Source organism: Rhodohalobacter sulfatireducens (genome assembly GCF_022012475.1).
GTDB classification, from domain to species: domain Bacteria; phylum Bacteroidota; class Rhodothermia; order Balneolales; family Balneolaceae; genus Rhodohalobacter; species Rhodohalobacter sulfatireducens.
Genome location: NZ_JAKLWS010000016.1, coordinates 57,959 through 71,638 on the forward strand (window position 1 = coordinate 57,959; position 13,680 = coordinate 71,638).

Here is a 13,680-nt window from a genome sequence, read left to right on the forward strand (position 1 = left end):
ACTGCGAACTTAAGCATCTAAACTGAATCTCAAAAAACCAGCACTCAGCACTTGTTGGATTTATGAATTAAAGAGGCCGAATACGATGGTCAACTTACTTCCTGAGAAAAGCGATACCCGTCAAACAGAAAAAGTTAAAGTAGAATTTATTAGGTGGAATTGGCTGAAGAATGTACTATGCTTGTTTCTACTACTGACGGTTATAATGATTTCATCGGCTGATGCCCAGATAAATAGAGTAGAAGTGGGCGATCGTGTACGAGTTACAGCTCCGTTTGTAGACCCTATGGAAAGAATAAAGGGTACCATATCTGAGATGTCAGGCACTGTTCTTGTATTATCTCACCAAGACTCACTTATTTATATTTCTGATTCATTGATCCAAAATTTAGAGGTATCGACCGGCAAGAAACGAACAATAGGAGAGGGTGTGTTGATAGGTGCAGTTGCCGGAACTATGATAATTGGTGCTCTATCATCACTTCTAAATGATCCCTGTAGACCGACGGAAATCAATTGCTCTTCTGCAAGTAGTAATGGGGATGCTTTTCTATCCGGTGCAAAAATTGGATTGCTAAGTGGTATTACAGCCGGTGCCCTAACTGGATTTTTTGTTAAAATTGATGTTTGGGAGAGAGGTCCGGTTCGCTTGGGGCTTGGCGTGGCACCCACTCAAAGTAAAGTTGATTATTGGGATTTGGAACCGAAACTTTCTCTAAAGATACCCTTAGGCAAGTAGCGAATGGTGATAAATCTAAATCATGACCTTGTCTGTAATCGGGATTGCCAGTTAATTTCTGAGCTTATCTTCTAATTTAATGCCCGTCAAAGGAGTTACTGACGGTTCATATCCCGAAAACTCTTTTTAACCAAAAAAGAAGTTGTTGATATGCCGCTACAACCAGACTTCATTGAACGTCAGCTTATCAAATAGGGAATGATTCCGGGACTTCTGCTGGATGGTGCTCTCCCTACCTGTTCCGTTAGTGTCATATTGGGAGCGGGAGAAATTCAGCTTTTAAAAACCTAAAAAAAATCCATTATCATTGAAACAGCTAACCGAAGAAACCAACTGCTGTAAATGAGTTGAAGGTTTTAAATTAATGGTGGCAATCCGGTAAAAACCAAAAATAATAAAGAAGGTCTGCTCATAAGAATATTGAGCTAAAGGTATCAAAATAATTTGATCATGATGCTAGTAAAAAACTATGGCGGAGTAAAACAATTCATACATACCTATTTGTAACAAGTAGCATTGTTTGGGAGTATATCAATGGAGTCGAATTGTATTAGAAAGAAACATAAAAGATCAATTAATATCTATTGGGTATGCCAAAAGTTGAGATTACAAAGCGAATAAACGCCCCTCAAAAACAGGTATGGGAATTTATTAGTGATATTGAAAAAGCCCCGGAGTGGGTCGTTGTGATGAAGTCACTTATTCATACAACAGAAAATCCAGTTAAGCTAGGTACTGTTTACCATGAGTCATCGAAAATTGGTCTTAAAAAATCGAAAACGGAATGGGAAATCACCTATTTTGATGCGCCTCATATGCAGGCTCATGAATGCAATGAATCGGATTTTAAAGCAACTCTGAAAATGCGAGTGGAAGATAATGGGGATGGCACCAGTATTCTATTTCACTCTACTGACTATCAACTAATGCCCAATTTTAAACTTTTAGGAAGGCTGCTGGAGACTATATTCATTAATAGATTGATGAGTAAAAATCTCAATCAATCTGTTATTAACTGTAAGCAAATGATAGAAAACAAGTATTAATGAGAAAAGCGATAAAATAATTCTATCGATCTTGTGCGGTCACATTTCTAATTATTTCGGTGTTTATCATATTCTTGCTTTGTCAACTCAATAGATTAGTTGAATAGAATTACAAAAATATGCGAATTATGATTCTCTCGAAATCGCAGAATTTTGGAAGAAGACTCAACTTTCCATTTTACACTTGCTAAGTTAGAATTCCACATAGCCGGATTTATAACTAACAGTGTTGTCCCCTGTTAATTGACTATAAAGAAGAGAATTGCCGCAATCACGATAAAGTTCGCGATACTAAGCGGAAGCAATCTCGACCAACCAAGTTTCATCACCTGGTTGTATTTGAAGCGTGGAATGGTCCACCGTACCCAAATGAAAAGGAACATGAAGAAACCAGTTTTGATGGTAAACACAGACACATCCAAAATACCTTTTACCAGAGGAGAAAGCTCGGGAAGCCAGTAACCGGCAAAAGGCAGGTGGTAGGCTCCGAAGAAGAAGGTCGTCATCAGCATAGAGTTGATGACCACATGCATATATTCAGCGAGGAAAAACATCCCGAATTTCATAGAACTGTACTCCGTATGGAATCCTCCCACAAGCTCCTGTTCAGCCTCGACCAGATCGAAAGGTGTACGATTACTTTCCGCAAATGCAGCAATAATGAAAATAATTGCACCCAGTGGATTCAGAAAGAAAAACCACCAGGTCTCCTGGTAAGCTGCAATATCAACGACTCGAAGAGAGCCAACAAAGATTACAACTGAAGCCACTGCCATACCCAGGGGAAGCTCGTAGCTAATCATCTGGGCAGCAGCTCTGAGTCCTCCAAGGAGAGAATATTTACTGTTGGATGCCCACCCTGCCAGAGTTACACCATAAACGCCAAGAGAAGCAACTGCTAACAGATATAATACACTCGCGTTAATATTTGTAGCGTACAGCCCTTCGCCAAATGGGATAACAGCTACCGTCATAAGAGCAGTTATCACGGGTATCATCGGGGCTACTGCGTGTATAAACTTGTTTCCTTCAGTAGGTGTTACATCTTCCTTTAAAAGAAGTTTTAGAACATCAGCAATCGGTTGCAATAAACCTGCCGGCCCAACCCTGTTTGGCCCCATACGATTTTGTATAAAAGCTGCAACTCTCCGTTCTGCGTATACAGCTATAGCTGCAGAGTTCAAGAGCATGAAAAGTGCCACACCCAGCACTATGAAAGATGATAATGTAACTTCTGCCATCCCCTAAAAGGTTTTGAATTATTTCAATTGTGTCATCCTGAACGCAATTCAGGATCTCCGTTCCAATTTTGAGTACAGAGGTTCTGAGTCAATCTCAGAATGACTTTTCATTAAAAATTATTATTATGCTTTCGTTTTTTTCGTGCCTTCAATTGAAAGCTGAATTCCATTGTTATCATCCATATCAGGATAACTTACACCAGAAAAAGCTTCATTTAAACCGGCAATTTCTTCTATGATTTCCCGTCCGGAATTATATACAACATCCACTCCGCTTTGATCAGAAACTTCTGCCATAAATCTCCAAAGTGGCAAACAATCCACCTTATTCTCTTCAGTTCGCCAATTATCGAAGTTGGTTCCGTAACGATCTAAGCGACCTTCAGACATCTCCAGGTCAAGCCGCCGGTTGGAATATTTGGTCTCCTTAGCAGGAAATGTACGTTGAATTCGTCCGTCGATATTAACATAGCTTGCTGCATGTTCAGCGGCAGTTGTAATTGGCACTACAAGATCAGCTGCTTTTGTTGTATCAGAGTGGTTCGTTGCAAAAACGATCACAAATTTATCGTCAAAATCTTCCTGTGACAAAACATTTCGATCCAATAAATGATCACTTAATACGATAACCAGTTCAGCATTTTTAACTGATTTCTTGATGGCTGAAGCTTTCTTCTCTTTAAGATTCAACAGTTTACAACCAGTTGTATTGGGAGCAAGATCATCCGTGATCAAAAAGCCATCACCTTTTCCTTCTTCGATGTTAGGCGTAAATACGGGCTGATCAATTCCCAGAAGGTTTGCATACTTGCTGAAGACATAATTCTCTTCAACGGATGCATGAGGACTGCCGATAATTAAAATCTTGTCTTTGTCCGTATCGGCTACTTGTTCATTAAATGTAGCGATTGCGTTATTCCAAGATGAAAGAATCTGTTCACCATCTAATTTCTGTATCGGCCGTGAAATTCTGTTCTCATTGAACAATTTATAAGCATCCCGAGCTTCATCAGGAATCCAATGATCGTTAACATCTTCATTGTGGCGCGGTGTAATTCTCAGGATGAGATTGTCACGCGTCCACAGGTCAATATTCGATCCTTTCCCATTCGTAATATCGATACTTGGAGTCTGGTTCATTTCCCAAACTCTCGCTTTAAACCTAAAATCAGATGATGTTAGTGCACCCACCGGACAGATATCCACGGTATTCATTGAATATGGATCATCAAAGGTTTCTCCCGGTGCTGTGGTCGGGTAATTCTTATCACCCCGCGAAGTGATCGTCAATTGATGTGTATTACTGATCTCCTGGGTAAATCGCGTGCATCGGGTACAGTTGATACAACGTTCAGCATCAAGTGTAACCCTGGGTCCGAGCTCAACTCTCTTGGGCTTATGAACTTTTTTCACTTCAAACCGGCTTCCTTCAGGACCATACTTGTACGTTTGAATTTGAAGCGGACACTCACCCGCCTGATCACAAATCGGGCAATCAAGTGGATGATTAATCAGGATAAATTCGAGGTTATCTTTTTGAGCCCGTTTTACTAAATCATCGGTTTCCTGAGTGTGAACCACCATATCATCAGACATAGTGAGATTACAGGAAGTCTGAAGCTTTGGAAACCAACGGATCTGTTTTTCACCGTTTTCGTCCAACTCATATTCTCCGGTCTCCTTGTCCTTCACATATTGTCCTACCTTCACCATACACTGGCGGCAGTTTGCAGGGATGGACATTGAAGGGTGATAACAGAAAAATGGTACCTCTTTCCCGAGATCCTGAATAAACTGGAGAAGCTTATGCTCTCCTTCAAATTCGTATGTCTGACCGTCAATGACTATTTCGGGCATTTTTTTAAATTGTTGATTTTTGATTGTCGATTGTTGAATGATCAATCATAGATTTTGTTGAGCTGTTTTCCTGGATTTGATAAAAATTGAAGTCAGTTCATATGCTTCTTTTCTTAAGTCTTCCACCATTTTATTGGATTTCAATTTTTCATCAATAATAAACTTTAACCAGAATTCGGACTCATCCACTTCTTCTATAACAATACCGATTTTGTGTATAAAAACTGCTTTCGTTTGACCATGACATGCTGCTCGATAGTTAGCTGCAACTGATGTACTACATCGTATTAACTGCCCTTTTATGTGATTTCCTAAAGCGGTCTTTGGTAAAGCGATAGCTAATTTTACACATTTATGGGCAAATGCTTTTTGTTCGTTTTATTAATTCATCTTTTCTCATGATGATTGAATTTTGTGATAATTTGATGAGTTTTAAAATAATCAACAATCACAAATCAACAATCATCAATCACGCCAGAGCGTGTACGCTTTTCTTACACCGGGCTTCAAACTCATCCCGGAAGCGATTGATAGTATGACGAACCGGCCATGCAGCTGCATCAGCAAGAGCACAGATTGTCCGTCCTTCCATCTGTGTGGTAAGGTCCAGTAAAAGATCGAGATCCTTCACTTCGCCTTCGCCATTTTTAATCTTCAATAATATTTTTTCAAGCCAGCCTGTACCTTCACGGCATGGAGTACATTGTCCACAAGATTCATGATGATAAAAGTGTGCAATTCGCCACAGCACATCCACCATATCTGTGTCTTCATCCATCACAACCATTCCGGCTGTTCCCATCATGGTACCAACAGTTCGAAGGGAATCGCTGTCCATTGTAATTCCATCAAGTTGATCTGCTCGTAATACGGGAGTGGATGAGCCGCCAGGAATAACAGCTTTCAGTTCTTTGCCTCCTTTAATTCCCTGGGCAACATCATGAATCAAGTCAAGAACAGGAACACCGGATGGTAATTCATACACGCCGGGTCGGTTTACGTGACCGGAAATTCCATAGAGTACAGGACCGGGATGATTTTTTGCACCAACGCCTTTGAACCACTCAGCACCTCGGTTAATCACCGCAGGTACATGCGCCAATGTTTCAATATTGTTGATGGTGGTTGGCCGTCCCCATAATCCTTTTTGAGCAGGGAAAGGAGGCTTCACTCGTGGATAACCGCGTTTACCTTCAAGGGATTCGAGCATAGATGTCTCTTCACCACAGATATAAGCACCTGCACCGGAATGAACATAAAATTCAATATCACGACCGGACCCTAAAATGTCTTTGCCGATATATCCTGCATCGTAGGCATCCTGGATTGCTTCCTCCATCATGTCGATGTAGGATTTATACTCGCCACGGATATACACGTATATTGTGGTAATCTCCATCGCATAAGCGGCAATCAAGGCACCCTCAATAAAAATATGTGGATTGTACTCAAAAATCTTGCGGTCTTTAAAAGTGCCCGGTTCAGATTCATCTCCATTACAAGCGAGATAACGTGGACCTCCGTCGGCAGGGGGCATGAACGACCATTTCAACCCTGCGTTAAAACCGGCACCGCCTCGTCCGCGGATATTGGCTTCCTTAACTTCGTTGATCACACTTTTGGAATCCGGCCACTTGTCGTTATCAGTGAAAACCGATTTCAGTGCAGAATATCCGCCGTTTTTTTCATAATTCTTAATCTGATCCAAATCAGGGATATCGGGAATCAGGACGGGTTCAAAATTTTTCCAGTCGGGTTTGCTCATAGTCTATTTAATATTATTTCGCCGTGGCATTCCGATTTTCTCATACTCCGGTTGTTCACCGTTTTTCAAAGATTCAATAAGGTTGTCTACTTTTTCTTCTGTAAGGTGATTTACATACTTATCATTTGTAACCTGTAACATCGGAGCATATCCGCAGGCACCTAAACATTCTACTTCATTCAGGGTAAACATTCCGTCATCGGTTGTTTCACCTTTTTTGATCCCGAGTTTATCCTCGAGGTAATTCAGAATATCATATCCCCCGCAAAGCTGGCAACTCAGGCATGTGCAAACGTCTAAGACGTGTTTTCCTTTCTCCTCCTTGTAGTATTGGGTGTAGAAAGTAGCAACACCGTGAACATGTGCTTCCGGCAGATCAAGTGTTTTTGCAACCAATTTTTGAACTTCCGGATTAACATGTCCAAAGCGGTTCTGAGCAATCCACAAGGCAGGTAAAGTGACCGGAGTTACTTCCGGGTACTTTGTTTTGAGTTTTTCTATTTCTTTGAGGTCTTCTTTCGTGAATTCGTATGCCATAATCCTTATTTGTCAGCTTCTCCAAGTACCGGGTCAACTCCACCAATAATCACAACGGTGTCTGCCACCATTTCTCCGTCCAATATATTTTCGAGAACTTGCAGGTTGGTGTAAGAGGGTGCATTGATTTTGAGCCTCCATGGATGACCGGTTCCATCGCTCTGGATGTAGTAACCGAGTTCTCCTTTTGGAGATTCAACAGCATGGTAGCTTTCCGCACCATCAGGCGGACATATACCGGTGTCTGTCATCATAAAATCGTGAATCATACCTTCCATGGAGTAGTACACTTCATCTTTTGAAGGGTATGATTTTTTAGCGTCGTCCATTCGGATGGGGCCTTTCGGGAGTTTTTCGAGACACTGTTCAATAATACGAATACTTTCATGCATCTCCTCCATTCGAACAAAATATCGTGCGAGGTTATCGCCTTCAAGCCGCGTTGGGATATCAAAATCTACTTCAGAATAACGTGCATACGGGGAGATTTTTCTTATATCTACCGGATAGCCACAAGCTCTTAAAACTGGCCCTGTCGCCCCGATTTCAATTGCATCTTCCGTTTTAAGGACACCGACAGCCTCATTTCTTTCAATAAAAATCCTGTTTCTGTCCAATAACTTATGATAATCCTTCAGCTCTTTTGGAAAGGTTTCAACAAACTCTTTAATAGCACCGGTTGCTTCATCCGTCAGGTCATTAGCCACGCCACCAATTCGGGCATGAGAAATCGTAAAACGGTGCCCCCCAATCCGGTCCATGATATCATAAATTTTTTCACGCTCTTTAAACGTCCAGATAAAGAACGATACCGCTCCGGCATCCATCACCATGGTTCCAAGCCAGAGAAGGTGAGATGATATTCGTGCGAGCTCACAACCGATCATTCGTATATAATGAGCGCGTTCCGGTACCTCTACGTTAGCAATTTTCTCAACAGCGGTACAGAGTGCCACATTATTGTTGTAGGGAGAGAGGTAATCCATGCGATCGGTGTAAGGCATGAATTCCTGGTAAGTTTTGTTCTCAGCAATTTTTTCAACACCACGATGAAGGTAGCCGATGTCTACTTTCGTTTTTTCAATGGTTTCCCCGTCAAGTTGTAGAACCAGTCGAAGAACACCGTGCGTAGCCGGGTGCTGAGGGCCCATGTTTAGAACCATCTTCGTGGTAAGCGGATCACCATCATCCATCTCCTCAATGGTAGTATGTTTATCTTCAAGGCTTTGATAGAGTTTCCTCTGGTGTTCCTTGAAAAAAGTGGGTTTTACCTTGCTTTGGATGTCTTTTAATTTCATAAGTGTACTGCTTAATCGGTATCAGGCGTTGTACTCGGTAGTTCAATTGAACCGGGTATCCCTAAAAGCGGAAACTCTTTTCTCAGTGGGAAATATTCAAAATCTTCCGGCATGTAAATTCTTCTTAGATCGGGGTGATTTCTGAAATAGACCCCAAACATATCATATACTTCTCTTTCAAACCAATTCGCAGCCTTCCAAATGGGTACAACGGAGTCTACCTCGGGATTTTCCTCCTCACATCGAATTTTTACAAACACACGCTGCTGATGCTTTAAAGAGAGTAAGTTATAAACAACCTCGAACCTTTCATCTGAGGTGTAGCGATCAATCCCAAATACATCACTCAAGAAGATATAGTGTAGTTCTTCTTTAAGATATTTGCTGATTTCCAGTATGGAATCAGCATCTACAATGATAAATGTATCACCGGATGATTGGTAAACATGAATCAATTTATCAGAAAAGTTTTCAGATAAATGGTCAACTGTTTTTTGAAGGTGTTCTGATAATTCTAAGCTCATAGATAGATCAGGTGTCAAGCATTATCGAATGCTCAGTTTTAATTTTGTCCTGTATTTTCATCAGTGCGTGGAGAACGGCATCGGGTCGCGGCGGACAGCCGGAGATATAAGCATCAACGGGGAGGAAATTGTCACAACCCTGAACAACACCATAACATCGATGCATACCACCTGTAGAAGCACAAGCCCCCATGGCGATACACCATTTTGGGTCGGGCATCTGATCCCAGATCCTTCGTATAGCGTGTGACATTTTATAGGTGCACCAACCGGCAACAATCATCACGTCGGCCTGTCGCGGAGAAAACCGCATAACTTCCGAACCGAAACGAGCCGCATCATATCGTGGGCCTGCAAATGCCATCATTTCGATAGCACAACAAGCCAGTCCCATAGGCATAGGCCATGCAGCGTTGGATCGTGCCCAGTTTACGAGCGTATCCATCCTTGTTGTTAAGTAACCTTTACCAAGTGCGCTTTCTATTCCCATATTACTTCTTCAAAGCCTCATATTTAAAATTTTTCATATCCCAGTCTAAAGTACCCTTCTTTAGAGTATATATAAGACCGATAAACAGTATTACAATAAATACTGTCATCGCCACAAACGTTCCTGTACCCATATCTAAAAAGCGAACAGCCCAGGGATATAGAAATACAACTTCAAGATCAAAAACGATGAACTCCATGGCTACCAAGTAGAAAGCGATTGAGTACCGGTCTTTCGCCTGGCCAACCGGATCCATACCACTCTCATAAGGTTTTAATTTTACCGTATTGGGGCGATAGGGGCCGAGAAATCGGGAAAGTGCCATGAAGGCGAGCGCCAACACAAATGCTACGCCGAGGAGTACAAAAATTGGTAAATATTGCTCAAACATAGATGCTAATTTCTTACAGATGCTAAATTACCGCCAGACAGTTGGAATGTCAACGTAGCAGCGGCAGGAATATAGCAGTTCTTAAGGGCAAAGTAGAACTGTTTTTTAAAAAAATGAGTTATTAAAATCTATCTAGACTGATTCTAAAATAAAGTCTTTTTTGCATGATCAATAATATATTTCATTTAAAAATAACCTAGTCCAACAATTGCAGGTTCTCGCCGGGGAACAGGTGAGCCTGAATTTTTTTATCATTCACAATTACATCTACTGTTTGTTCTACGGGTGAGCTAAGAACCACATCTATTGCCTTTCCATCTTTCCAACCAATCTCAACGGTAATGTTACCGCGGGCTTTGAGTCCTGAAATTGAACCTGATAACCAGGCATCGGGCAATGCCGGAAGAATTCTGATCAAACCTTCTTCATGAGATTGCAATAACATTTCAGCGATACCGGCTGTAAGTCCAAAGTTTCCATCGATCTGGAACGGGGGGTGAAGATCGAACATGTTCGGGGCCATTGATTTCTGAAGCAGCAGCATGATATTGTTGTGAGCGAGATTTCCATCTAAAAAACGAGCCTGGAGATTGATCAGCCAAGCCCTGCTCCAGCCTGTGTGACCACCACCATGTTCCATTCGGTACTGCATGGTTTGTTTTGCGGCCTCCACCATTTCGGGTGTTTTTTGATAAGTGATCTGATTACCTGGATGAAATGCATAAAGGTGAGACATATGCCGGTGACCGGGTTCAAACTCTTCATATTCGCGATCCCATTCCAAAATTCTCCCGTCACTCCCAACCTGAATACCGGACCTCAACTGCTCAATCTGTTCGCTGATTTTATGGGTCCATTCACTTTCGATATTAAGAATTTCTGCAGCTTGCAGGTAGTTCCTGAATACTTCATGAATGACTTGTTGATCTTTTGCACTTCCAAGTGTGAGTGCTACAGGTTCTCCATTTTCATGGATAAACCTGTTTTCCGGTGAAGAGGAGGGAGCTGATATTAGTTTGCCATCTCTCGGGTCTTCAATCAGCCAGTCGCTGTAAAATTTGGCAACTTCTTGCATCGCAGGGAATGCACGTTCACGTAAAAAAGTCTCATTTTGTGTAAACAGGTAGTGTTGCCAGTAGTGTTGCATCATCCAGCCACCTGCACCAAACGAAGCGCCCCAATATGCTGTAGTAGATCGAAGCCATGCCGGTGCCCAAAGGTCCGTTGCGTGAGGCAAAAAGGAACCGCCGGCCCCATAGTTTACGCGTGCTGTTTGTTTTCCGTTCTCAATAAGCCTGTCCAGGAAGTCGAATAAAGGCATATTCAGTTCATCTAAATTGGTAACATTTGCCGGCCAATAATTCATCTGAAGATTGATATTCAGGTGATAGTCCGCATTCCAGGGGGCCTGGATATGCCGATTCCAAATACCCTGTAGGTTTGCGGGGTTGGTTCCTTTTCGTGATGAACTGATCAAAAGATAACGTCCATAATTAAACAGCATCTCTTCCAGGCCAACATCATCCGCTCCATTAACAACTTGTTGCAGGCGCACATCCGTCGGTTGGGTTTTCTGCTCATGGTCGATTGAGAGATCTACCCGGTTATAAAGCTCCTGATAATCTTCATTATGAGCTTCCAACAATTCATTAAATGAAATTTCTGAAACTTCATGTAGATGAGACCTGCTTTCTTGTTGAAAATCATCAGAATAAAAATCTGTATTTGAGACAAGATATATCGTCAAATGTTGTACGTTGCTCAACTCTATTGAGTCCTCATGATATATTACTTCTCCTCCGGTATGATGGATTTTCAACCGGGTATCAAATTTTACTCCATGGGTAATTGGCCTTTCTTCACCTTTAAACTCACCACCGTGTTGTGTGACCTCTCCCTGCATCACCAATGTCTCATTTTCTACAAAAGTAGTAGCGGTTTGATGACCGTGGTCATCCGGCCGATTCATAGAGATCGTTGCTGAAAGTCCATCATCGGAGTCGGTGGAATATTCAATAAAAATTCCATCATGTGGGTGAGAAGCAATCGCACGTTGATTGACTGAATTTCCATCAGCTGTAAATTTCGATTCAACAACGGCGGTTTCCAAATTGAGCCATCTTCGATAATTGCTGGTGCTATCAATTTCAAAATCGATAAAGAGATCACCCATAGTTTGATGGGATCGTACGATATTCTTGTTGAGAAATTTATCTACAAACAGGGAATCTGCCTCTACATTGTTCCCATCTAATAACAGTTGACGAACTTTTTCAAGATCTTCCGGACCTCCGTCGGCGAGTCCCCAGTTATCATCGGCCGGCCAAAGGCTGTCTTCATTAAGTTGTATTCGTTCATTAGTTGGATTGCCAAATATCATTGCCCCGAAACGGCCATTTCCAATGGGTAAAGCTTCAATCCACTCCTCAGCCGGTTGTTCGTACCATAGAACATGTGAGTCATCAAACTCTGAACTTTGATCTGTCTGTACATCTACAGCACAAACAACATTACAGGTGAATAAAAATCCTAAGAAAAGAAAAAGGAAGTTTTTGATTTTCATGAAATGGTGGACTTTTTACAATTGAGCTTTTTGCGGTCGATATTCACACCGGATTCGAGCAGAATTATAAACAATAAGAAGTTGTTTGGAAATTTAAATCATTAAATTCCGTTTATTGTTCAGAATATAATTGGCGTATAAAATGCAACTTATTCAATCATTCACTTTTTTTCTCTTCTTATATGTACAGATATAGATCCACCATAGTTCTTTTAATCAGCATAGTTGTCCTGTCCATATTTTTGTTCTCCTGTAAATCGGGCAGTAGTGTAAATGTTGAATTCGAGGATGGTATCAGCATACCGGTTATTGATCTATTGGGCGAGGATCTTCTGAATGTGCTTGAAAACGATTTGGGTTTTCCCATCTACAGGGGTAATAATCCGCCAAACGTGGAAGCGCGTTTGTTATCAGCAAGCTCGGCAATTGGACAGGCAACTGTAATGATGCAACCCACAATACTGGAAACTACAAATGTTCCGAATGACGGTATACAACCCGGAGGCAGATTCAGAGACACATTATTTAGGTTCAGTAATCAGGACAACAAAAACCTGACGGTTGATTTTGATAGAATTGTACTGGGTTCAAATCCATTTCTTGGAGAAAATTCTCATATTATTGGGGAAGGGAAAAACTTTTCAGTCTTTGGTAGGCAACTGGATATTGTAGAGCAAGACACCGTGGTATCCGTAAATTTTCTTTCAGGTACGATTGATGATAATGGAATCCGCGATGCATTCGGCGGGATTATTGTGATTGATGATCAGGGTATTGGAATATTCATACCCAGTGGTACGGGGCGAGTATTTACCGATGGTGATGGATTTGCTGAACTTGAAAAATGGCCGTCAACAGGTGGTGTATCCATTCATAAGTTCGATGAGGGTATTGATGTTATGAACCAACAATCAAAAGAAAGTTTGAAAATAGAATAACATTACTATTGTAGCAGGGGCGATACACTAAAAAATCCAACAATAAATTTATCCTTCTATTTTCTCTTTTATTGTCAACCGATTCTATTGTGTCTACAATTTTTGCTCATCAAGCAGCTGATACGATTTTTACAATTAATCTCACCGATCCTGCCTATAAAATTGGAGAGGAGACAACGTTCTGAATCGACTCATCTCACAATAATTTCAAAACATTGGATGGCGGCTACGCACCAAATGCCAGGGCAAAATTGCATTGTTTGGTGAGTTTGCAATGGTTGCCGGTCATAC

At 41.4% G+C, this 13,680-nt stretch carries 12 protein-coding genes and 1 pseudogene; 3 read left to right on the forward strand and 10 right to left on the reverse strand.

The window, feature by feature from the left end; all coding sequences use genetic code 11:
* The first annotated feature begins 205 nt into the window (after positions 1–205).
* Both L6773_RS12840 and L6773_RS12845 read left to right on the forward strand, forming a co-directional pair.
* Entirely contained in the window at positions 206–739 is a 534-nt protein-coding gene (locus L6773_RS12840; protein ID WP_237854831.1) for a hypothetical protein, read from the forward strand.
* A 590-nt stretch (positions 740–1,329) separates the two neighbouring features.
* Positions 1,330–1,785, forward strand: coding sequence for an SRPBCC family protein (locus L6773_RS12845; protein WP_237854832.1), 456 nt, complete (start codon positions 1,330–1,332; stop codon positions 1,783–1,785).
* A gap of 239 nt (positions 1,786–2,024) precedes the next feature.
* Here the strand turns inward: L6773_RS12845 and nuoH are convergent, their stop codons facing one another.
* The 10 genes and pseudogenes from nuoH to L6773_RS12890 all read right to left on the reverse strand — a co-directional run bounded on the left by nuoH (position 2,025) and on the right by L6773_RS12890 (position 12,451).
* Positions 2,025–3,026 carry an NADH-quinone oxidoreductase subunit NuoH gene (nuoH, locus tag L6773_RS12850; RefSeq protein WP_237854833.1) on the reverse strand — a complete coding sequence of 334 codons (1,002 nt, stop codon included), beginning with the start codon at positions 3,024–3,026 and terminating at the stop codon, positions 2,025–2,027.
* Positions 3,027–3,149: 123 nt separating this feature from the next.
* Positions 3,150–4,883, reverse strand: coding sequence for an NADH-quinone oxidoreductase subunit G (locus L6773_RS12855; protein ID WP_237854834.1), 1,734 nt, complete (start codon positions 4,881–4,883; stop codon positions 3,150–3,152).
* A 45-nt stretch (positions 4,884–4,928) separates the two neighbouring features.
* Positions 4,929–5,243: pseudogene (locus L6773_RS21755) on the reverse strand (four helix bundle protein); the annotation flags it as partial.
* A 109-nt stretch (positions 5,244–5,352) separates the two neighbouring features.
* A complete protein-coding gene (gene nuoF / locus L6773_RS12860; protein WP_237854835.1) occupies positions 5,353–6,648 on the reverse strand; it encodes an NADH-quinone oxidoreductase subunit NuoF in 1,296 nt (431 codons plus the stop codon).
* A gap of 3 nt (positions 6,649–6,651) precedes the next feature.
* Positions 6,652–7,185 carry an NADH-quinone oxidoreductase subunit NuoE family protein gene (locus L6773_RS12865; protein ID WP_237854836.1) on the reverse strand — a complete coding sequence of 178 codons (534 nt, stop codon included), beginning with the start codon at positions 7,183–7,185 and terminating at the stop codon, positions 6,652–6,654.
* Positions 7,186–7,190: 5 nt separating this feature from the next.
* Positions 7,191–8,483 carry an NADH dehydrogenase (quinone) subunit D gene (gene nuoD / locus L6773_RS12870; RefSeq protein ID WP_237854837.1) on the reverse strand — a complete coding sequence of 431 codons (1,293 nt, stop codon included), beginning with the start codon at positions 8,481–8,483 and terminating at the stop codon, positions 7,191–7,193.
* Positions 8,484–8,494: 11 nt separating this feature from the next.
* Entirely contained in the window at positions 8,495–9,007 is a 513-nt protein-coding gene (locus L6773_RS12875) for an NADH-quinone oxidoreductase subunit C (protein WP_237854838.1), read from the reverse strand.
* Positions 9,008–9,014: 7 nt separating this feature from the next.
* On the reverse strand, positions 9,015–9,497 hold the full coding sequence (locus L6773_RS12880) for an NADH-quinone oxidoreductase subunit B (RefSeq protein WP_237854839.1): 483 nt from the start codon (positions 9,495–9,497) through the stop codon (positions 9,015–9,017).
* Position 9,498: 1 nt separating this feature from the next.
* Entirely contained in the window at positions 9,499–9,888 is a 390-nt protein-coding gene (locus L6773_RS12885; protein WP_237854840.1) for an NADH-quinone oxidoreductase subunit A, read from the reverse strand.
* Between the two features lie 196 nt (positions 9,889–10,084).
* Positions 10,085–12,451 (reverse strand): glycoside hydrolase family 95 protein, encoded by a 2,367-nt coding sequence (locus L6773_RS12890; protein ID WP_237854841.1) that lies wholly within the window; start codon positions 12,449–12,451, stop codon positions 10,085–10,087.
* A 182-nt stretch (positions 12,452–12,633) separates the two neighbouring features.
* On the opposite strand from L6773_RS12890, the gene L6773_RS12895 reads away from it, so the two are divergent.
* Positions 12,634–13,389 (forward strand): hypothetical protein, encoded by a 756-nt coding sequence (locus L6773_RS12895; protein WP_237854842.1) that lies wholly within the window; start codon positions 12,634–12,636, stop codon positions 13,387–13,389.
* Positions 13,390–13,680 lie beyond the last annotated feature (291 nt).